Source organism: Paracoccus sp. C2R09 (assembly GCF_018860625.1).
GTDB lineage: Bacteria > Pseudomonadota > Alphaproteobacteria > Rhodobacterales > Rhodobacteraceae > Paracoccus.
Map to the genome: position 1 here is coordinate 161,626 of NZ_JAHKQB010000007.1, position 21,227 is coordinate 182,852.

The 21,227-nt window shown below is 68.0% G+C and carries 20 protein-coding genes; 14 read left to right on the forward strand and 6 right to left on the reverse strand.

The genetic code is table 11. The features are described 5' to 3' along the window. Positions 1-870: a branched-chain amino acid aminotransferase gene (locus KO490_RS01295; RefSeq protein ID WP_216017585.1), complete on the reverse strand. Its 870-nt coding sequence runs from the start codon at positions 868-870 to the stop codon at positions 1-3. Between the two features lie 151 nt (positions 871-1,021). Between KO490_RS01295 and KO490_RS01300 the strand changes: the two genes are divergently transcribed. Genes KO490_RS01300 through KO490_RS01320 form a run of 5 tightly spaced genes read left to right on the forward strand, consistent with a single transcriptional unit; the run spans position 1,022 to position 7,915 of the window. Further along, on the forward strand, positions 1,022-1,540 hold the full coding sequence (locus KO490_RS01300; RefSeq protein WP_252726934.1) for a MarR family winged helix-turn-helix transcriptional regulator: 519 nt from the start codon (positions 1,022-1,024) through the stop codon (positions 1,538-1,540). A 16-nt stretch (positions 1,541-1,556) separates the two neighbouring features. Continuing rightward, the gene (locus KO490_RS01305; RefSeq protein ID WP_216017586.1) at positions 1,557-2,255 is read left to right on the forward strand and encodes a response regulator; all 699 of its coding nucleotides are present in this window, start codon (positions 1,557-1,559) and stop codon (positions 2,253-2,255) included. A gap of 31 nt (positions 2,256-2,286) precedes the next feature. Continuing rightward, a complete protein-coding gene (locus KO490_RS01310) occupies positions 2,287-3,102 on the forward strand; it encodes a uracil-DNA glycosylase (RefSeq protein ID WP_216017587.1) in 816 nt (271 codons plus the stop codon). Between the two features lie 57 nt (positions 3,103-3,159). After that, positions 3,160-4,584, forward strand: coding sequence for an efflux RND transporter periplasmic adaptor subunit (locus tag KO490_RS01315; protein WP_216017588.1), 1,425 nt, complete (start codon positions 3,160-3,162; stop codon positions 4,582-4,584). Further along, positions 4,577-7,915, forward strand: a complete 3,339-nt coding sequence (locus tag KO490_RS01320) for an efflux RND transporter permease subunit (protein ID WP_371822256.1) — start codon at positions 4,577-4,579, stop codon at positions 7,913-7,915. The genes KO490_RS01315 and KO490_RS01320 overlap by 8 nt, the downstream gene beginning before the upstream one ends. Here the strand turns inward: KO490_RS01320 and KO490_RS01325 are convergent. Continuing rightward, on the reverse strand, positions 7,894-8,694 hold the full coding sequence (locus tag KO490_RS01325; protein ID WP_252726935.1) for a protein-disulfide reductase DsbD domain-containing protein: 801 nt from the start codon (positions 8,692-8,694) through the stop codon (positions 7,894-7,896). The genes KO490_RS01320 and KO490_RS01325 overlap by 22 nt on opposite strands. A gap of 103 nt (positions 8,695-8,797) precedes the next feature. Between KO490_RS01325 and KO490_RS01330 the strand changes: the two genes are divergently transcribed. Beyond that, on the forward strand, positions 8,798-9,391 hold the full coding sequence (locus tag KO490_RS01330) for a YqgE/AlgH family protein (protein ID WP_216017590.1): 594 nt from the start codon (positions 8,798-8,800) through the stop codon (positions 9,389-9,391). A 19-nt stretch (positions 9,392-9,410) separates the two neighbouring features. Here the strand turns inward: KO490_RS01330 and map are convergent, their stop codons facing one another. Beyond that, the gene (map, locus tag KO490_RS01335; protein WP_216017591.1) at positions 9,411-10,208 is read right to left on the reverse strand and encodes a type I methionyl aminopeptidase; all 798 of its coding nucleotides are present in this window, start codon (positions 10,206-10,208) and stop codon (positions 9,411-9,413) included. 108 nt (positions 10,209-10,316) lie between these two features. Here map and KO490_RS01340 point away from each other — a divergent pair, with 108 nt between their 5' ends. After that, a complete protein-coding gene (locus KO490_RS01340) occupies positions 10,317-11,057 on the forward strand; it encodes a molybdopterin-binding protein (RefSeq protein WP_216017592.1) in 741 nt (246 codons plus the stop codon). After that, the gene (locus KO490_RS16610; protein ID WP_216017593.1) at positions 11,054-11,776 is read left to right on the forward strand and encodes a GNAT family N-acetyltransferase; all 723 of its coding nucleotides are present in this window, start codon (positions 11,054-11,056) and stop codon (positions 11,774-11,776) included. The genes KO490_RS01340 and KO490_RS16610 overlap by 4 nt, the downstream gene beginning before the upstream one ends. Here KO490_RS16610 and KO490_RS16615 read toward each other — a convergent pair. Beyond that, positions 11,758-13,023, reverse strand: a complete 1,266-nt coding sequence (locus tag KO490_RS16615; protein WP_368500151.1) for a DUF4202 family protein — start codon at positions 13,021-13,023, stop codon at positions 11,758-11,760. The two genes, KO490_RS16610 and KO490_RS16615, sit on opposite strands and share 19 nt — an antisense overlap. Positions 13,024-13,090: 67 nt before the next feature. After that, positions 13,091-14,131, reverse strand: coding sequence for an FAD-binding oxidoreductase (locus KO490_RS01355; protein ID WP_252726936.1), 1,041 nt, complete (start codon positions 14,129-14,131; stop codon positions 13,091-13,093). Between the two features lie 24 nt (positions 14,132-14,155). Here KO490_RS01355 and mnmD point away from each other — a divergent pair, with 24 nt between their 5' ends. The 3 genes from mnmD to KO490_RS01370 all read left to right on the forward strand — a co-directional run bounded on the left by mnmD (position 14,156) and on the right by KO490_RS01370 (position 16,625). Beyond that, positions 14,156-14,839, forward strand: coding sequence for a tRNA (5-methylaminomethyl-2-thiouridine)(34)-methyltransferase MnmD (gene mnmD / locus KO490_RS01360; RefSeq protein WP_216017594.1), 684 nt, complete (start codon positions 14,156-14,158; stop codon positions 14,837-14,839). 80 nt (positions 14,840-14,919) lie between these two features. Then, entirely contained in the window at positions 14,920-15,858 is a 939-nt protein-coding gene (locus tag KO490_RS01365; protein WP_216017595.1) for an ABC transporter ATP-binding protein, read from the forward strand. Positions 15,859-15,863: 5 nt separating this feature from the next. After that, the gene (locus tag KO490_RS01370) at positions 15,864-16,625 is read left to right on the forward strand and encodes an ABC transporter permease (protein WP_371822260.1); all 762 of its coding nucleotides are present in this window, start codon (positions 15,864-15,866) and stop codon (positions 16,623-16,625) included. Here the strand turns inward: KO490_RS01370 and KO490_RS01375 are convergent, their stop codons facing one another. After that, positions 16,626-17,081 (reverse strand): hypothetical protein, encoded by a 456-nt coding sequence (locus KO490_RS01375; RefSeq protein WP_216017597.1) that lies wholly within the window; start codon positions 17,079-17,081, stop codon positions 16,626-16,628. A 135-nt stretch (positions 17,082-17,216) separates the two neighbouring features. On the opposite strand from KO490_RS01375, the gene rimO reads away from it, so the two are divergent. From rimO to ettA, 3 genes are read left to right on the forward strand one after another with little or no spacing between them, the layout of a single operon-like run. Next, positions 17,217-18,581 (forward strand): 30S ribosomal protein S12 methylthiotransferase RimO, encoded by a 1,365-nt coding sequence (gene rimO / locus KO490_RS01380; RefSeq protein WP_216017598.1) that lies wholly within the window; start codon positions 17,217-17,219, stop codon positions 18,579-18,581. A 36-nt stretch (positions 18,582-18,617) separates the two neighbouring features. After that, positions 18,618-19,496 (forward strand): sulfotransferase, encoded by an 879-nt coding sequence (locus KO490_RS01385; RefSeq protein ID WP_252726937.1) that lies wholly within the window; start codon positions 18,618-18,620, stop codon positions 19,494-19,496. Positions 19,497-19,553: 57 nt separating this feature from the next. Beyond that, positions 19,554-21,209 (forward strand): energy-dependent translational throttle protein EttA, encoded by a 1,656-nt coding sequence (gene ettA / locus KO490_RS01390; RefSeq protein ID WP_216017599.1) that lies wholly within the window; start codon positions 19,554-19,556, stop codon positions 21,207-21,209. The last annotated feature ends 18 nt before the right edge of the window (positions 21,210-21,227 follow it).

The following is a 21,227-nucleotide window of genomic DNA, read 5'->3' on the forward strand; positions in this document are numbered from 1 at the left end:
TCAGGCGCGGACCAGCGCCTCGTAATCCTCGGCCACCTGCCGGGTGATCTGGCCGACCTGGAAATGCCAGTCGCCAATCTGCCCCACGGGCGTGACCTCGGCTGCGGTGCCGGTCAGCCAGCATTCGTTGAAGCCCTCCAGCTCCTCGGGCAGGATGCGGCGCTCATGGACGGTGAAGCCCTTGTCCTTGAGCATCTGCACGACGGTCTGACGGGTGATGCCGTTCAGGAAACGGTCGGCCAGGGGCGTGTGGATCTCTCCGTCCTTGACGAAGAAGATGTTCGCGCCGGTCGCCTCGGCCACATATCCCTCCCAGTCCATGAACAGCGCGTCCGAGCAGCCCTTGGCCTCGGCCGCGTGCTTGGACATGGTGCAGATCATGTAGAGACCGGCGGCCTTCGCGGCGGTCGGAATCGTCTCGGGGCTGGGGCGCTTCCACTTGGCGACGTCCAGCTTCGCGCCCTGCCATTTCGCATCGCCGTAATAGCTGCCCCATTCCCAGGCGGCGACGGCGACGCGCACGGGGTTGCGTGCGGCCGACACGCCCATGTCTGGCCCCGACCCGCGCCATGCCACCACGCGGATATAGGCGTTCTCGAAGCCGTTGGCCTTCAGCACCTCTTCCTTGGCGGCATCCAGTTCTTCGGCCGAATAGGGAAGCGGCATGTCGAGTAGGCGGCCCGATTCGATCAGCCGCAGCGAATGCTCGTGTCCCTTGAAGATCTTGCCGTCATAGCAGCGCTCGCCCTCGAAGACCGAGCTTGCATAATGCAGTGCGTGGGTCAGGACGTGCACTTTCGCGTCGCGCCAATCGACCAGTTCGCCGTCCATCCAGATCTTGCCGTCGCGATCGTCGTAAGCCCCGTTCATCGTCATCTCCGTCGGCCGCCCTGTTCGATTCTTGCGCCATTCCGGGCGGTTTTGGCATGTTTGTTACGCAAGACGGTTGACGGCTAGCAATCACCGCATAGAAAGTCAACAACGCTGCCATAACGCGACGACAAGACCGGAAGGACCCCGCATGCAGGACAAGGCCCGTATTCAGACCATGGTCGGAGAGGATCTGCTGTTCCTGACGGACGACCAGCTGCGTCGCGGGATCGAGGCGATGTTCTTCGCCTACAGGGCCTTCACCGCCGATCCGGACATGATCCTCGAGGATCTGGACTATGGTCGTGCGCATCACCGGGCGCTGCATTTCATCAATCGCGATCCCGGCCTGACGGTCACGTCGCTTCTGGCGGTGCTGGGGGTCACGAAGCAATCTCTCAATCGTGTCCTGCGCAGCCTGATCGAGGACGGCCTGGTCGAAAGCCGCGTGGGTCGCCGCGACAGGCGCGAACGGCAGCTGTTCCTGACCGCCAGCGGCACCGCGCTGGAACGGCGCCTGTCCGAGGCGCAGCGCGCGCGGATGCGGGGTGCCTATCGCAAGGCCGGCCCGCAGGCGGTCGCGGGTTTCCGGCAGGTGCTGGAAGCGATGATGGACCCCGACATGCGGGCGCAGTATCAGGCGATGAAGGATCTGCCGGAAGATCGCTGACCGCGAAGGACGTGCCATGACCACCGATGCCCATCTGCTGATCGTCGATGACGACGAACGCATCCGCGCCCTGCTGGGGCGTTTCCTGCGGCGCAGCGGCTTCATGGTCAGCATGGCGCGCGATGCCGCGCAGGCGCGCAGGCTTCTGGCCGGTCTGGAATTCGACATGATCGTGCTGGACGTGATGATGCCGGGCGAGGACGGGCTGACCCTGACGCGCGATCTGCGCAAGCGGATCGACACGCCGATCCTGCTGCTGACCGCGCGGGGCGAGATCGACGACAGGATCGCGGGGCTTGAAAGCGGGGCGGACGATTACCTGCCCAAGCCCTTCGAGCCGCGCGAGCTGCTGCTGCGCATTGCGGCCATCCTGCGCCGCGTGCCCACGGTCGAGATCGCGCAACCGAAATTCCTGACGCTCGGGCAGTTGCGATACGATACCGACAAGGGCGACCTGTGGCAGGGCGACACCCCTTTGCGGCTGACCGGCACCGAATCGGCGCTGCTGCGGCGGCTGGCCGCCAGTCGCGGGCAGCCCGTCAGCCGGGCCGAACTGATCGACGACCTGGGCCGCGGCGGCGACGAGGCCGAGGGCGGCGAACGCGCCATCGATGTGCAGATCACGCGCCTGCGCCGCAAGATCGAACCCGACCCGCGCGAGCCGCGCTTCCTGCAGACGGTTCGCGGCACGGGCTACATGCTGGTGGTGGACTAGCGGCGGCCGCGCCCCTAGCTTGGCCCGCGACATGGACGCCACGACTTATCAGGGAATCGAACTGGACGCCGAGACGGCGCTGGCACTGCTGGAATGGCAGATGGAGATGGGTGCCGACATGCCGGTCATGGATGCCCCGGTCGATCGCTTCGATCTGCCCGCGCGTCCCGACCTGCCGCCGCTGCCCGCCGCCGCCGCACCGGTTCCCCCGCCGCCGCCCCCGACCGATGACGGACCCGACCGCCTGGCCGAGGCACGATCGCTTGCCGCATCGGCGGCCACCCTCGAGGCGCTGGCAACCGCCCAACAGGGCTTCGACGGGATCGAACTGAAGAAGGGTGCGCGCAGCTTCTGTTTCGCCGACGGCAACCCCAGGGCCCGCGTCCTGATCCTGGGCGAGGCGCCGGGCGACGAGGAGGATCGCCAGGGCCGTCCCTTCGTGGGCCGCGCGGGGCAGCTGCTGGATCGCATGTTCGCGGCCATCGGCATGGCCCGCGACGCCGTCGATGCCGAACGCGCCCTTTACATCGTGAACGTCCTGACATGGCGCCCGCCGGGCAATCGCGACCCCAATCCCGACGAGATCGCCGTCAGCATGCCCTTCCTGCGCAGGCATGTCGAACTTGCCGATCCCGACATCATCGTGCTGATGGGCAACACCCCCTGCCAGGCGGCGCTGGAACGGCGCGGCATCCTGCGCCTGCGCGGCCAATGGACCGAGGCCTTCGGCAAGCCCGCGCTGCCGATGACGCACCCGGCCTATCTGCTGCGCAATCCGCAGGCAAAACGAGAGGCCTGGGCGGACCTTCTGTCGCTGCAGGCACGGCTGGAATCGCTTTCCGTTTAGGTTTGGTTTCCCCATGATGTGCTAGCCGGAATGGCGCCATCACCGGATACCTGACATATGCGATTTCTTTCCCGTGGCCTGATCGGGCTTTTCCTTGGCTTCATGACGCTGGCCCTGCTGATGCTGGCGGCCGGTGCGCTGTGGCGCGCGGCCAGTGCGGATGACGATGGCGGCAGGCCCGGGCGCGGGGCACGCGAACAGGTCTATACCGCGCGGCTGATGACGCTGGCGGGCGATACCGTCACGCCGGTCATGCAGGTCTATGGCCAGGTCGCATCGCGGCGGGAACTGGAATTGCGGGCGGGTGCCGCGGGGCGGATCGTCATGCTGGACGATGCGCTGCAGGAAGGCGGCCGCGTCACGCAGGGGCAGCTTCTGGCGCAGATCGACCCCTCATCGGCCTCGGCCGCGCTGGAAAGCCGTCAGGCCGAACGCGACGATGCCGAGGGCGTGCTGACCGATGCCCGCCGCGCCGTCAGCATCGCGCAGGAGGATCTGGCCGCCGCCCAACGCCAGGCCGAACTGCGTGAGGGGGCCGTGGCCCGGCAGACCGATCTTGCCGCGCGCGGACTGGGCACCGGGGCCGACCGCGAGACGGCCGAACTGGCGGCATCCACCGCCGAACAGGCCGTGATCACGCGCCGTGCCGCGCTGGCCGATGCCGAAAGCGCGGTCACCACCGCGGGCAACGCCCTGCGCCGCGCCGAGATCGCCCTGTCCGAGGCCCGCAACGACCTGGAGGATACCGAGATCCGCGCCGGCTTCGACGGCCGCGTGACCGAGGTGACGGCGGTCGAGGGCGGGCTTGTCAGCCTTAACGAACAGCTGGCCTCGATCATCGACCCCGCCGCGCTGGAGGTCGAGATCCCCTTGTCGCTGGACCAGTTCGCGCGACTGGCCGATGACGACGGCGCGTTGCCGCCCCTGGTGATCGATCTGGTGCTGGATGGCAGCGCCGGAGAGCTGATGGCTGCCGCGCAGCTGGACCGCGCCGCGGCCTCGGTGATCGAAGGGTCGGCGGGGCGCGTCGTCTATGCCCGCGTCACCGAGGGTGCCGAAACCCTGCGTCCGGGCGATTTCCTGTCGGTCCGCATCCCCGAGCCGCCCCTGGACGGCGTCGCGGTCGTTCCGGCGGCGGCGCTTGGCAGCGACGGCACGCTGCTGGCGGTGGGCGACGACGGGCGGCTGTCTGCCGTTCCCGTCGATCTGCGCCGCCGGCAGGGCGACGATGTCGTGATCTCGGTCCCTGCCGAGCTGGAAGGCGCGCGCATCGTGGCCGAGCGTTCGGCCCAGCTGGGCGTCGGCATCCGGGTCGAGGACAGCACGCCCGCGGCAGCGCCCGGCCCAGATGCGGCTGCCCCGAACTCCCCCGCCCCGAACGGCAACGCCCCGAGAACCGGCCCCGGCGGCGCCGATGGCGCGCCCAGGCCCGATGGCACCGCGCAACGCGGCCCGCGCGGACAGGGTGCCGGCCGTGGGTGATCGGGGCATCCTGTCGCTGTTCGTCCGCCATGCGACGCTGGCCAACCTGCTGCTGGCCGTCATGGTGGTCGCGGGGCTCTATTCGGCGCCGCGCCTGCGGGCGCAGTATTTTCCCGACACCGTCGTCCAGGAAATCGACGTCCGCGTCACCTGGGACGGGGCCGGGGCCGAGGATGTGGACCGTTCCATCGTGGCGGTGCTGGAACCGGCGCTGATGTCGGTCGAGGGGGTGATGCTCACCACCTCTCAGGCGGCGGAAGGATCGGCGCGCATCAACATGGAGTTCGAGCCGGGCTGGGACATGTCCCGCGCCATGTCCGAGGTCGAGACCGCCGTGTCGGGCGCGGGCGATCTGCCCGAGGATGCCGAGGATCCCGACATCACCCGCCGCGCCTGGCGCGACAGCGTGGCCGATATCGTCATCTCGGGGCCGGTGGGGCTGGACCAGCTGGGGCGCATCGCGGACGACATGACCAACCGGCTCTATGCCGAAGGGGTGACGCGGCTGACCGTGGCGGGGGTCGCCGCCCCGCAGACCCTGGTCGAACTGCGCATGGCCGACCTGATCCGTCACGATCTGACCATGCAGGAGGTCGCGGCCGTCATCTCGGCCGCCGCCGCCCCCACGCCCGCGGGCGATATCAGCTCGGGCGCGTCGCGCGTGCGGACGGGCGCGGAGACGCGCAGCCCCTCGGATGTGGCGGCCCTGTCGATCAAGGCGCTGCCCGACGGCACGCAGCTGACCGTGGGCGACGTGGCCACCGTCAGCGCCGAGGGGATCGACCGCGAGGTGGCCTTCTTCGTGGGCGGCAATCCCGCCGTCACGATCGAGGTGCAGCGCAGCGCCTCGGGCGATGCCATCGGGATGCAGCAGACGGTCGAGGATCTGGCCGCGGAACTGCGCCCGACCCTGCCCGAAGGGGTGACGATCGAACTGGTCCGCGCGCGGGCCGAACTGATCTCGGCGCGGCTTGCGCTGCTTCTGGACAACGCGATCATGGGGCTGGGACTGGTGCTGGGCCTGCTGTTCCTGTTCCTCAATGCCCGCACCGCGATCTGGGTGGCGGCGGGCATCCCTGCGGCGATGCTGGCGGCGGTCGCGTTGATGCATGTGACGGGGATGACCCTGAACATGATCTCTCTCTTTGCGCTGATCCTGACATTGGGGATCATCGTGGACGATGCGATCGTGGTGGGCGAACATGCCGATTACCGCGCCCGCAAGCTGGGCGAGGCCCCCAAGGTCGCCGCCGAACGCGCGGCGGGCCGCATGGGCGCGCCGGTGATTAGCAGCACCCTGACCACGGTGATCGCATTTGCCGGCCTGACGATGATCGGGGGCCGTTTCGGCCAGATCGTGGGCGAGATTCCCCTGACCGTGATCCTGGTGCTGATCGCATCGCTGGCGGAATGCTTCCTGGTGCTGCCCAACCACATGGCCCATGCCCTGGCGGGCCATGCGAAGGCGCATTGGTACGACATGCCGTCGCAGGTGGTGAACCGCTGGCTGGACCGCCTTGTCGAACGCGTGCTGCGTCCGCTGATCCGCCTTGTGCTGGTCGCGCGGTATCCGGTCATGGCCGCGGTGGTCCTGGCCCTGTCGCTGTCGGCCACGATGCTGATGACGGGGGCGGTGCCATGGCGCTTCTTCGACGCCCCCGAACAGGGCAGCGTCGAGGGGAACTTCGCGATGCTGGCCGGTGCCACGCGCGAGGACACGATCCGCGTGATGAACATGGTCGAGGAGGCCACCCGCAGCGTCGGCCAGCGATACGAGGACGAGTACGGCACGAACCCCATCACGCACATGATGATGCTGGTGGGCGACAATGCGGGCCGTCCGCTGCCCGGCGCCGATACCAAGGATGCGGACCTGCTGGGGGCCGTCCAGATCGAACTGATCGACCCCGATTTCCGCCCCTACAGCAGCTTCGAATTCGTGTCCGACCTGCAATCGGCCATGCCGACCGATCCGCGGCTGGAGGTGATCAGCTTCCGCGGGTTCCGGTCGGGGCCGGGGGGCGATGCGATCTCGGTCCGCATGACCGGCGCCGAGGCGCAGCGACTGAAGGACGCGGCCGAGGCGGTGAAGGCCGATCTGTCGCAATTCCCCGAGGTCTCGGCGCTGGAAGACAGCATGGACTACGACAAGACCGAGCTTGCGCTGCGTCTGACCCCGCAGGGCGAGGCCCTGGGCTTCACCACCGAGGTGCTGGCCGCCGAACTGCGCCGCCGCCTGGGCGGGGTCGAGGCCGCGACCTTCCCGGTGGGCACCCGCACCGGTGCGATCCAGGTCGAACTGCCCGAGCGCGACCGTCAGGCCGATTTCCTGGAGCGCATGATGATGCGGGCCTCGTCGGGGGAATGGGTGCCGCTTGGCGATATCGTCACGGCCTCGTCCGAGGCGGGGTTTTCGGTCATCCGGCGCGAGAACGGCGAACGCATGATCTCGGTCACGGGGGATATCGCGGATGACGATCCCGCCCGCGCGGCCGAGATCACCGCATATCTGCAGACCGATCTGCTGCCCCGCATCGCGGGCGAATACGGCATCAGCTATACCCTGACGGGGCTTGCGGAACAGGAATCCGATTTCCTGTCCGAGGCGCTGGTCGGTTTCGGCGCGGCGCTGACGGGCATCTACATGGTGCTGGCCTGGATCTTCGCCAGCTGGACGCGTCCGCTGGTGGTGATGTCGGTCATCCCCTTCGGGCTGATCGGGGCGGTCTGGGGGCATGCCTCGTGGCAATTGCCGATGAGCATGTTCTCGATCGTGGGGCTGATCGGCATGTCGGGCATCATCATCAACGATTCCATCGTGCTGATCTCCTCGATCGACGAATATGCCGAGACGCGCGGCCTGCGGCCGGCCATCGTCGCGGCGGTGGGCGACCGCTTCCGCCCGGTGCTGCTGACGACCGCGACGACGGTGCTGGGCCTTGCGCCGCTGCTGTATGAACGCTCGTCCCAGGCGCTGTTCCTGAAACCCACGGTGGTGACGCTGGCCTATGGCCTGGGCTTCGGGATGGTGCTGGTGCTGCTGGTCGTGCCCGCGATCCTGGCCGTGGGGGCCGATATAGGCCGCGCGCGGCAGGCCTTCGGGCGCATGTTGCGGGCAGGTCCGGTGGCCCCTGTGATGCGCGCGGCCTGCGTGGCGGCGGCTGCAGGGCTGCTGGTCCTGGTCGGGCCGGCTGCGGGACTGCCCGTGCCCGCATGGTGGCCCGTGCTGGCACCGCTGCAGGCGCTGGCGGTCATGGCCGCATGGCTGCTGGTCGTGTCCGCCGTGACCGCCGCGCTGATCCTGCGCCGTCAGTCGGCGGCGCAGCCCTGAGTTTCGACCGCGCCATCCGCGGTCACCATGGTCAGGCGCAGGCGGCTTTCGTCCAGATCGAAGGGGGCGGCGGTGGGGCCCACCATCTCGACCACAGCCTCGGCGCCCTCCGGGGTGTCGTTCAGATCCGCGCCCGATACCCAGATCTCGGGTCGGCCCGTCAGTTCGATGGCCGCCAGCTCCACGCCCTCGACCGGGGGGTGCATGGTGACGCGGACCCCGTCGTCGATGGGCGCGATCTCGCAGCGGGGCAGGGCGTCCAGGCGCCGGGGTTCGGCCTGCAGCGCGGTCAGGATCACCGGATCGGGTTCCGCGCCGGGCGCGGGGGCGTCCAGCGTCAGATGCGCCGGCACGCAGATCTTCTCGCACAGCCCGAGGTCGATATCGACCGCGATCCGCATCGGATCGCCGGCATCGATCGCCTCGGCGGTCAGGGGCAGGACCAGCCTGTCGCGATAGCCCATTTCGCGGGCGCTGCCGCTGTCGATGGAGGTGGGCGCGGGCCAGTGCAGGCGCACATGCCCGAGGTTCTCCGACCGGGTCCAGTCGAAATCGGGCGGCAGGCCGCTGTCGCCGGGGCTGCGCCAATAGGTCTTCCAGCCGGGTTCCAGGTTCAGTTCCAGCGCCAGCACGCGCTTGCCGGAATCTTCGGTCCAGCCGGGCAGCAACCGCGCCGAGCTGAGGCCCGGCGGCAAATCCTGCGCGACGGCGGGCAGCGCCAGCAGCGTGGCGCAGATGGCGGGCAGAATCGGGCGGGCTGAAAAGGTCTTTGGCATCATGGGCCCACCTAGCCGCCCGTGGCCGATCAAAGGAAGTCACAAACGCGCGCACGGCTTGCGATTCCCGGCATGACACCCGATCTTGAACGGATAAGGAGATGCGATGAACAACGACACTCTTTCGCAGGACGAACCCGGGAACCTGACCGGCAAGATCCTGATCGCGATGCCCGGCATGGCCGATCCGCGCTTCGAACGCTCGGTCGTGCTGGTCTGCGCGCATTCGGACGAAGGCGCGATGGGACTGGTCCTGAACCAGCCCCTGCCGGAAATCCATTTCGGCGATCTTCTGGAACAGCTGGGGATCGAGCGTGGCGATGCCGCCCGCGGGATCGAGGTCCGTTTCGGCGGCCCGGTGGAACCCGGGCGCGGCTTCGTGCTGCACAAGGTCGCCCAGCACGGCCAGGACCCCGAAGGCCGGATGCGCATCAGCCCCGCACTGGCGATGACCACGACGCGCGACATCCTCGAGGATCTGGCGAATGGCGAGGGCCCCGAACAGGCGGTCCTGGCACTGGGTTATGCCGGCTGGGGGCCGGGTCAGCTGGAATCCGAGATGCTGGCAAACGGCTGGCTGACGGGCGAAGGGCAGGACGACCTGATCTTCGATCTGGATCACGGGGCCAAATGGCAGCGCGCCCTGCGTGCGCAGGGCATCGATCCGTCGCTTCTGTCGGCGGCTGCGGGACGGGCCTGAACGGCCCGACCCGACCCCCTCAGCCCAGCTGGGGGAAGAACTTGTCCGAGGACGTGAAGATCTCGAACCCGTCGGCGGTCACGCCGATGGAATGTTCGAACTGGGCCGAAAGCGACTTGTCGCGCGTGACGGCGGTCCAGTCGTCGGCCAGCACCTTCGTTTCCGGGCGACCCAGGTTGATCATCGGCTCAATGGTGAAGAACATGCCCTCTTCCAGCACCGGGCCTTTGCCCGCGCGCCCGAAATGCAGCACGTTCGGGGGCGCGTGGAACACCTTGCCGATGCCGTGACCGCAGAAGTCGCGCACGACCGACATGCGCTGCCCTTCGGCATAGGACTGGATGGCCGCGCCGATATCGCCGAAGGTCGCGCCGGGGCGGACGACCTCGATGCCCTTCATCAGCGCGTCATGGGTGACCTTCAGCAGGCGCTGCGCCTTGATGGGCGCGCGGCCCGCGACATACATGCGGCTGGTGTCGCCGAACCAGCCATCGACGATGACGGTCACGTCGATGTTCAGGATGTCGCCGTCCTTCAGGGCCTTTTCGCCCGGAATGCCGTGGCAGACGACATGGTTCACGCTGATGCAGCTGGCATGCTGATATCCGCGATACCCGATCGTGGCCGAGGTTGCGCCCAGTTCTTCGATGCGTCGGGTGATGAAGGCGTCCAGCGCCCCCGTGGTCACGCCCGGTTCGACTAGCGCCCCCACCTCGTCCAGGATCTGCGACGCGATCGCGCCCGCCTTCTGCATGCCCGCGGAATCCTCGGGCATGTGGATGCGGATGCCTTCCTTGGTGGTGCGGCTGTCGTTCATGGCGGGTCCTTATCTCGGCTTGTCCCCTAGATAGACGGCGCGGCCCACTTGTTCCAGCCCCACCCTCGGGCATAGATGTTGCGATCACACAGCGAAGGACGAAGCAAGATGCAGTCGGACAACCCCACCGCCGCGATTCTCGTCATCGGGGACGAGATCCTGTCGGGTCGCACCCGCGAGGGAAACGCCCATCACCTGGCACAGGTCCTGACCGCCACCGGCTTCGACCTGCAGGAGATCCGCGTCGTGTCCGACGATCACGATCGCATCGTCGATGCGATCCGCGCGCTGGATGGCAGCCTGGGCGGGGCCTACGACCTGCTGTTCACATCGGGGGGGATCGGGCCCACGCATGACGACATCACCGCCGATGCGGTGGCGGCGGCGCATGGCACCACCGTCACCATCGACCCCGAGGCCCGCCGCCTGCTGCAGGAACGCTGCGATCGCATGGGGTCCGAACTGACCGAGAACCGGCTGCGCATGGCCCGCATTCCGGTGGGTGCGACGCTGATCGACAATGCGGTTTCGGCGGCGCCGGGTTTTTCCATCGGGCGGACCCATGTGATGGCGGGCGTCCCCGAGGTGTTCCGCGGCATGGTGGACTGGCTGATCCCGCGCCTGCCCAAGGGGCGCCCGGTGCAATCGCTCAGCGTCGAGGTGCGGCGCGGCGAAAGCGACGTGGCCGAGGAGCTGAAGGCCATCGCGGGCGATTTCCCGGACCTGTCGCTCGGGTCCTATCCGTTCCATGACGATGCCGGCTGGGGCACGAACCTTGTCGTGCGCGGGCTGGACGCGGAGCGCGTCGCCCATGCGATGGACGTGCTGAAGACGCGGCTGGCGCTGTGACGCGCCCCGCGCCCGCCATCGCCGCGGCCTTCGAGGCGACCTGGCCTGCAGCCGAGACCCGCGATTTCGGGGGCATCCGCGTCGGACGCGGCGCGGGGGCGGGCGGGCGCGTCAGCTCGGCCCGCGCGGTGGGCGACTGGTCCCCCGCCGATCTGGACGCGGCCGAGGCGCAGCATCGCGACTGGGGCCAGCCCCTGCTGTTTCGCGCCTGGGACGACGAGGATCGCCTGATGGCCGCCCTGATCGAACGCGACTGCCGGATCGAGACCCCGACCCTGGTCCTGTCCGCGCCCGTCACGGCCCTGACCGACCGGGAACTGCCGCCGGTCACCGGCTTTACCATCTGGCCGCCGCTGGCGATCCAGCGCGACATCTGGGCTGCGGGCAACATCGATGCGGCGCGCCAGGCCGTGATGGATCGTGTCCCCGCCCCCCGGACCGCCCTGCTAGGGCGCATCCGGGATCGCGCGGCGGGCGCGGGTTTCGCGGCCTGCCATGACGGCGTGGCGATGGTCCACGGCATCGAGGTTCTGCCCGATTTCCGCCGCATGGGGCTGGGGTCCTGGCTGGTCCGCACCGCCGCCTTCTGGGCGGCGGAACAGGGGGCCGACACCATCGCCCTGGCCGTCAGTCGCAGTAACGAGGTCGCGCGGGCGACCTATGCCTCGCTCGGGTTCGCGGTCGCGGGCAGCTATGCCTATTACAGGCGCGCCAGCTGATCGGCGATCGACCGGGCGATCATGTCGGGGGCCTCGGGGGCAAGGCCGATCGGGTCCAGCCGCGGGCCGTCGAAGCCCGCCATGTCCAATGCCTCGGGCAGGTCGTCGGTCACATGTTCAGCGCGCAGCGCGAACAGCGGCAGGCTGATGGCACGTTCAAGTTCGCGCGCCGCATCCGCGATGAAGGGTTCCTGTTCGACGAAACCCGTCACCACCCGGGCGAAATGCGGTGACAGCGTCCCGGCCAGCGCCTGGGTGATGGTGAAGCTGGCCTGGCTGCGCTGCGATCCATGGGCCGACAGAAGCAGCGTCACCTCGGGCAGGGACCATCCCTGCGCGTCGGCCGCCGCGCGCAGCTTGGTCAGGATCAGCTCGGGCAGGCCCGGATCGGTGCCGAAGGGGCGCATGATATGGGCAGCGGGGGCGCCGGCCTCGGTCAGGCGGCGGGGCAGTTCGGTTCCGGTGAACCAGCCCTCGGCCATGAACATGGGATAGACGATGCAATCGGGCGTCACCGCATCCGCCAGCGCACCCGGCTTGGCCAGAGTCGCGCCGTGCACGGGCAGGCCGGGGTTGCGCGCGGCGACGGCTGCGGCCAGTTCCTTGATCGCCTGCTGCTGGGGTTCGGGATCGCCCGGCTGGCCATGCGACACGATCACCGCGCAAGAGGGCGGGCCCGTGCGGTCGGCGATGCGGAACAGGCGCGCGAATTCCTCGGGCATCTCGAATTCGGCCAGCGCGCGGGCGCGGGCCTCGGGGGACATCTTGCGGGCGGTCTTCTCGATGATGCGGGGCATGCGTTCATCGGGCTGGGTCGCCATGAAATCGCCCAGATACCAGCGGATGAAGGTGAAGCAGATCACGTCTTCCAACGCCTGCACGTCGGGGTCGCGCTTCAGCCCCTGCTTGCGCAGCATCCGGCCCGCGCGGTCGATATCGGCCGCGTCGTATCCCGCATCAGCCATGATCGCACCCACGCGTTCGGCATGGCGACGCCCCTGTTCCTGGCGCCATTGCAGGTATCCGGGCCGGTTCATCGGAAAGCTGTCGCGCGGCAGCTTCCAGCGTTCGATATGCTGGCCGCGGCAGGCGATGCGCAGCACGTCGTCGGCATCGGGGAACAGGCGTTCCTGTTCCTGCGTCATCCGCCGACCATAGAGCAGGTTCGCGGGCTGGCCGTCCTCGTGGCCGGGATCCTGGGCATTGGCGGTGTCGATGGCGTCGAAGGCGGCGTTGAGGCGTGTCATGGCTGCGTCCCTGCGTGGCGTTCCGCCATGCAGGATGCGCGTGCCGGTCGCCGGGTGCAAGCGGCTGTCAGGGCAGGGCGGTCGTGTCGGGGAAATCGCCATGTCCCGCGATCACCGCATCGGCGGCCATGTCGGCCATGACCGGGGCCATGCCGAAGCCGATCTTGAAGCCGCCATTGGCGATCCAGTGGCCGGGACGGTCGGGCCATCCTGCCAGGACCGGCGCGCGGCTGCGGGCGCGGGGGCGCAGGCCCGCCCAACGGTCGATCACGGGCGCATCCCGCAGCGCGGGGCAGATCGCCACGGCGCGCGCCAAGATGTCGTCCAGCTGATCGTCGGGGCGGTCGTGGTCGAAGGTGTTTTCCGATGTGGAACCGACCGCCACGGTCCCGTCCTCGTGCGGAACGACATGCAAGCCGTCCGCGAAGACCTGCGGGGCCCCCGGGGCGGCGTGGCGCAGCAGCAGCGACTGGCCCTTGACCCCCTGGCCGATCCGGCGGCCAAGCGCGTCGTTCAGATGCAGCAGCCCTTCGGTGCCCGTGGCCCAGATGGTGGGCGCGTGATCCTGCGGCGCGGGATCGTGTTCGATCACCTCGCCGCCCTTCGCGCGGATCGCGCCCGCAAGGGCCGCCAGCGCGGCACGGGGGTTCAGTCGCGCCGTCAGCCCGTCATGCAGCCACAGGCCGGTGGGGCTGTCGGGAACGAGGCCCTCGGGCGCGTCGGTCAGCGACATCCAGGCATCCCGGGGCCAGCGTTCGCGCGAGGCCTCGATCCGGTCCTGCAGCCGGGGCAGCTGCGCGCGATCCGCGACGGGCTGGATACGGCCCGTGCGCCCGTAACCGGATGGCAGGCCCGAGGTATCCTCGACCTCGGACCAGAAATCGGGGGCGGCCAGCAGGCTGGTCAGCTGCAGGGCCTTCTTGGGGTTCCAGTTTTCCGGCACATGGGGTGCCAGCGCGCCGACATGGCCGCCCGAGGATCCCGCGCCGATGGTGCGGGCCTCGTGGACGCGCACGGCCACGCCGCGCCGTGCCAGCCGCCATGCGCAGGCGAGCCCCAGAATGCCGCCGCCCGCGATCCGAACCAAAGCCCCGCTTGCCAATTCCATCGCGATCCCCGAATGCTGCGCCCCATGCACATAGCCGACGATCCATCCGAATACGAGCCGCCGCTGGAATGGCGCGAGGGGGGCGTGCCCGTGTCCACGCGCTTCGACGACCCCTATTTCAGCCTTGCAGGCGGGCTGGCCGAAACGCGTCATGTCTTTCTGGACGGCAACGACCTGCCCGCGCGACTGGTGCCGGGCTTTCACGTGGCCGAGCTGGGCTTCGGCACCGGGCTGAACGCGCTGGCGCTGGCGCGGATCGCGGATGTCCGGGTCCGCATGACCAGCTTCGAGGCATATCCCATGACCGCCGCGCAGCTGGCGCAGGCCCATGCGGCGTTTCCCGAACTGGCCGATCTGGCGGGGCAGCTGCGCGCGGGCTGGGACGCGTTGCTGGCGGGCGATTGCGTCACGGTGGGGCAGGTCGCGCTGCAGCTGCGGCTGGGCGACGTGACCGATGCGCTGCCCGCCTGGGACGGGCGGGCGGATGCGTGGTTCCTGGACGGGTTCTCGCCCGCCAAGAACCCGCTGATGTGGTCCGAAGGGATCATGGCCGAGGTCGGTCGCCACACCGCTCCGGGCGGCAGTTTCGCGACCTATACCGCCGCGGGCCATGTCCGCCGCGCGCTGACAGGTGCCGGTTTCGAGGTCGCCCGCATCCCCGGTTTCGGCACCAAGCGCCACATGAGCGTCGGCCGTCTGCCCACCTGAATGTGATCGCGCGTCTGGCAATCGGGGTCCCCCATGCCTATCTGCCAGCCCGAGGGCGCGAAACAGCGGGAAACATACGCATGGCCGCGATCATCGAGATCGACAATCTTTCGAAGCAATATGACGGCGGGACAAAGGCGCTGGACGGCGTCAGCCTGTCGATAGACGAGGGCGAGATCATCGCCCTCCTGGGACCGAACGGGGCGGGCAAGACGACGCTCATCTCGGTCATCTGCGGTCTGGTGACGCCCACGGGCGGCACGGTCCGCGTGGGCGGTCACGACATCCGCAAGGACTGGCGCGCGGCGCGACGCCTGATCGGGCTGGTCCCGCAGGAAATCGCGCTGGAGCCGTTCGAGAAGGTGATGAACTGCGTGCGGTTCACGCGGGGCCTTTATGGGATGCCGCGCGACGACGCCTATATCGAACGCATCCTGAAGGCGCTGGCCCTGTGGGACAAGCGCGACGCCGCCACGCGGGAACTGTCGGGCGGCATGAAGCGCCGCGTGCTGATCGCCAAGGCGCTGGCGCACCAGCCCAAGGTGCTGTTCCTGGACGAACCCACGGCGGGGGTCGATGTCGCCCTGCGCCGCGAGATGTGGCAGGTCGTGGGCGAGCTGCGCCGCGAGGGCGTGACCATCATCCTGACGACGCATTACCTGGAAGAGGCCGAGGAGATGGCCGACCGCGTGGGCGTCATCAACAAGGGCAACCTGCTGCTGGTGCGTCCGACTGCAGAACTGATGGGCGAATTCGGGGCCAAGACCCTGACGATCGAGCTGGACGATCCGTTGCCCGCCGTTCCCGAGGCGCTGGCCGATCGCGGCCTGTCGCTGTCGGATGACGGGCATTGCCTGCATTACGAATACGACGCCAAGGCCGACCGCACGGGCATCGCCCGGCTGCTGGGCGACCTGTCCGCCCAAGGGGTCAGCGTGCGCGACGTGTCCACCCGGCAATCGAACCTGGAAGAGGTGTTCCTGTCGCTGGTCGACGGCACCAAGGAGAGCGCGGCATGACCATGATCAACTGGTATGGCGTCTGGGCCATCTTCCACCACGAGATGACGCGGTTCTTCCGCACCATCATGCAATCGCTGCTGTCGCCGGTGATTTCCACGACGCTGTATTTCGTGGTCTTCGGCGCGGCCATCGGGGGCCGGATCGAATCCGTCGAGGGCGTGCCCTACGGCGCCTTCATCGTGCCGGGCCTGATGATGCTGACGATCCTGCAGCAATCCATCAGCAACGCGAGCTTCGGGATCTACTTTCCGAAGTTCAGCGGCACGATCTACGAATACCTCGTCTCGCCCGTGGGGTGGATCGAGGTGACGATGGGCTTCGTGGGTGCGGCCGCGGCCAAGGCCATGCTGATCGCCTTCGTGATCCTGCTGACCAGCTTCTACTTCGTGGGGGCGAACATCCTGCATCCGTTCTGGATGCTGGCCTTCCTGTTCCTGACGGCGATCGGCTTCAGTCTGCTGGGCTTCATCATCGGGCTGTGGGCCAAGAACTTCGAGCAGCTGCAGATCATCCCGCTGATGGTGGTCACGCCGCTCGTGTTCCTGGGCGGGGCCTTCTATTCCGCCGACATGCTGCCCCCCTTCTGGGAGGCGGTGGCCAAGCTGAACCCGGTTCTCTACCTCATCTCGGGGTTCCGCTGGTCGTTCTTCGGGCTGGCCGACGTGCCGGTGGGCGTGTCGCTGGTCGCGGTGGCGCTGATGGTCGTGATCTGCATGGCGGTGATCCGCTGGATCTTCGCGACCGGCTGGCGCCTGCGGGAATGATCAGTTCAGCTTGATGCTGTCGCAGATGCGGGTCTGCGGGTCGAGGCGCACGTATTCGCGCGCCGTGATGACCTGCATGTCCAGCGACCGGTTCCAGCCGCCGAACCAGCGGTCGCGGATGCCCCCGCGATAGAAGTTGCCCATGATCTGGTCGACATAGGGCGGAATGATCTGGGTGTTGGGAATGCGGGGCGCGTGAAATCCGATCCGCGCGCCCGGCCCCAAGCAGGCATTGGGCAGGGTCGTCAGCATCGTGCAGGCCGACCGGCAATATCCGCGGATCCGCACCGTCTTGCCGGATTTCGCGAGGTCCTGCCGCCGCTGGACCATCTGCAGGACGTTGCCGCCCTTGTCGTTCCACACATCGATATAGCGGCCCTGCTGGGCATGGGCCGCGGGGGCGATCCCGCCGAGGGCGGCGATCAGGGGCAGGGCAAGGCGCAAGCTGTGTCTCATGTCCGCGATGATCGCGGCAAAGGGCCGCCGGGGAAAGTCACGTTCCGGCGAATTCGGCCACGCCCGCGTGGGAATCGGCGGGGGCTGCCTGTCTTGCCCCTTTTGCGGCGCGCGCGAATCGCTTATCTGCGGCGGATGCAGCAGAACCCGCCCGAACTTCGCCCCGACCTTGCGCGCGCGCGCATCCCCGATGAACGCCGCGACGGCCAGCCGACCATCGGCATGGTCAGCCTCGGCTGTCCCAAGGCGCTGGTCGACAGCGAACGCATCCTGACGCGCCTTCGGGCCGAGGGATACGCCATCAGCGCCGATTACCAGGGCGCGGATGCGGTGATCGTGAACACCTGCGGGTTCCTGGACAGCGCCAAGGCCGAGAGCCTGGATGCCATCGGCGAGGCGCTGCAGGAAAACGGCCGCGTGATCGTGACAGGCTGCCTGGGGGCGGAACCCGACTATATCACCGGGGCGCATCCCAAGGTGCTGGCCGTCACCGGCCCGCATCAATACGAACAGGTCCTGGACGCGGTGCATGGCGCGGTGCCGCCCAAACCCGATCCGTTCATCGACCTGCTGCCCGCATCGGGCGTCAGCCTGACGCCTCGGCATTACAGCTATCTGAAGATCTCGGAGGGCTGCAATCACAAGTGCAAGTTCTGCATCATCCCCGACATGCGCGGCCGCCTGGTCAGCCGCCCCGCCCATGCCGTGGTGCGCGAGGCCGAGAAGCTGGTCGAGGCGGGCGTCAAGGAACTGCTGGTCATCAGCCAGGATACCAGCGCCTATGGCCTTGACCGCAAATACGAGACCGAGCGCGGTCACCGCGCCCATATCACCGACCTTGCCCGCGATCTGGGGTCGCTTGGCGCATGGGTGCGGCTGCATTACGTCTATCCCTATCCGCATGTGCGCGACCTGATCCCGCTGATGGCGGACGGGCTGGTGCTGCCCTACATGGACATTCCCTTCCAGCACGCCCATCCCGATGTGCTGAAACGCATGGCCCGCCCCGCGGCAGGGGCCAGGACCCTGGACGAGATCGCCGCCTGGCGCGGCATCTGCCCCGACATCACCCTGCGTTCGACCTTCATCGTGGGTTACCCCGGCGAGACCGAGGCCGAGTTCCAGACCCTGCTGGACTGGCTGGACGAGGCGCAGCTGGATCGCGTCGGCGCCTTCCAGTACGAGAACGTCGCCGGTGCCCGTGCGAACCTGCTGCCCGATCATGTCCCCGCCGAGGTCAAGCAGGACCGGTTCGAGCGGTTCATGGAGAAGGCGCAGGCCATCAGCGCCGCCAAGCTGGAGGCCAAGGTCGGCAGCCGGATCGAGGTGATCGTCGATTCCATCGACGCGGAGGGCGCGACCTGCCGGACCAAGGCCGATGCCCCCGAGATCGACGGCAACCTGTTCATCGATCAGGGGTTTGAAGCCCTGTCGCCCGGCGATATCGTGCAGGTCACGGTGGACGAGGCCAGCGAATACGACCTGTGGGGGCGGCTCTGACGCGATTGCCGGTCCGCGACCGACGAAAGGACCGGCATGACGCTGACGATGATGACGATCAGCCCCGCCTTCGACCCCGAGGGCGCGCCGCGCAAGCCCGCCGCCCTGTGCATCGGCGCGCAGAAGGCGGGCACGTCCTGGCTGGCGCAGATGCTGGGTCAGCATCCGCAGGTCTGGATACCGCCCTTCAAGGAGGTGCAGTATTTCAACTTCCTGCATCTGCCCGACCACCAGCAATGGATCCGCTGGCATTACCGCAACAAGCCGCAGGAAATCCGCGACCGTCACAAGGCGCGCGGCGTGCCCATGCCTGGGGCGCTGGACGCCTATCTTGACGGCATCACCAGCGGCAAGATGTTCCACAACCAGTGGTACAAGCGCGTCTTCGCGCCCGCGCCCGCCCATGCGATGGCGATGGATTTCACGCCGGAATATTCGACCCTGCCGCCCGAGGGCGTGGCGGCCGTGTCGGGTCTGCTGCCCAGGGCGCGCGTTGTCTACCTGGTGCGGGATCCGGTGGATCGGGCCGTGTCGCAGCTGCGCATGAACCTGCGCCGCGCAAGGCGCGAACCGGCCAGCGTCGCGGAATGGATGGCCGAGCTGGACGATCCGGTGCTGCAGGACCGTGGCGATTACGCCTCCTATGTGCCGCGCTGGCGGGCGCATTATCCCGACATGCTGATCCTGCCCTTCGGGCGCATCGCGGCCCGCCCCCATGCCGTGCTCGAAGCGGTCGAGGATCATCTGGGCATCGGGCCGATGATCTACGAGAATGCGGGCAACAAGGTCTTCGCGAACCCCGAAGGGCTGGTCCCGCCGCCCGAACTGCACGCGGAACTGGCCCGTCGCATGGCGCCGCAATACGATTTCCTGCGCGGGACGATGGGCGATGCCTTCATGGACGAGCTACGCTGACCTTTCACCGGCGCGCCCTTTGCCGTATGTGGGGGCAAAGCTTTCAAGGAGTTTCCGATGGCGTCCTATCAGTTCGTCTACCACATGGACGGCGTGTCCAAGACCTATGCCGGCGGCAAGAAGGTCTTCGAGAACATCCGTCTGAATTTCCTCCCCGGCGTCAAGATCGGCGTCGTCGGCGTCAACGGTGCGGGTAAATCGACCCTGCTGCGCGTGATGGCTGGCTGGGACAAGGATTTCACCGGCGAGGCCTGGGCCGCCAAGGGCGCGACCGTGGGCTATCTGCCGCAGGAACCGCAGCTGGACGAGAGCCTCGACGTGCGCGGCAACGTCATGCTGGGTGTCGCGGCCAAGCAGGCCAAGCTGGATCGCTACAACGAGCTGGCGATGAACTACTCGGACGAGACCGCCGAGGAGATGGCCGCGCTGCAGGACCAGATCGACGCCGAGAACCTGTGGGATCTGGACAGCCAGATCGACGTCGCGATGGAGGCCCTGCGCTGCCCGCCCGACGATGCGGACGTGTCCTCCCTGTCGGGCGGTGAACGTCGCCGGGTCGCGCTGTGCAAGCTGCTGCTGGAAGCGCCCGACATGCTGCTTCTGGACGAACCGACCAACCACCTGGACGCCGAAACCATCGCCTGGCTGCAGAAGCACCTGATCGAATACCAGGGCACGATCCTGTGCGTCACGCATGACCGCTACTTCCTGGACGACATCACCAGCTGGATCCTGGAACTGGATCGCGGCCGCGGCATCCCCTACGAAGGGAACTACTCGGCCTGGCTGGAACAGAAGGCCAAGCGGCTGGAACAGGAAGCCCGCGAGGACAAGTCCAAGCAGAAGGTGCTGGAGCGCGAGCTGGAATGGATCCGTGCCGGCGCCAAGGCGCGCCAGGCGAAATCCAAGGCCCGTATCAGCGCCTATAACGAGATGGCCAGCCAGTCCGAGCGCGAGAAGCTGTCGCGGGCCCAGATCATCATCCCGAACGGCGAACGCCTGGGCAACAAGGTGATCGAGGTCACGGGCCTGAAGAAGGCCATGGGCGACAAGCTGCTGATCGAGGGGCTGGACTTCAGCCTGCCGCCCGGCGGCATCGTGGGCGTCATCGGGCCGAACGGTGCGGGCAAATCGACCCTGTTCCGCATGCTGACCGGCAACGAGCAGCCCGACGAGGGCGAGATCAGCTATGGCGACACGGTGCAGCTGTCCTATGTGGACCAGTCGCGCGACGCGCTGAGCCCGGACGCCACCGTTTGGGAAGAGATCAGCGGCGGGGCCGAGCAGATCGTGCTGGGCGATGCGCAGATGAACAGCCGCGCCTATTGCAGTGCCTTCAACTTCAAGGGCGGCGACCAGCAGAAGAAGGTCGGCCAGCTGTCGGGCGGTGAACGCAACCGCGTGCACATGGCCAAGCTGCTGAAATCGGGCGGCAACGTGCTGCTGCTGGACGAACCGACCAACGACCTGGACGTGGAAACCCTGCAGGCGCTGGAAGCCGCGCTGGAGGATTTCGCGGGTTGCGCGGTCATCATCAGCCACGACCGCTTCTTCCTCGACCGTCTCTGCACGCATATCCTGGCTTTCGAAGGCGATGCGCATGTGGAATGGTTCGAAGGCAATTTCGAAGCCTACGAAGAAGACAAGATCCGCCGACTCGGACCCGATTCGGTCGAACCCAAGCGCGTGAAGTACAAGAAGTTCACGCGCTGACACCAAGGAAGGCACCTG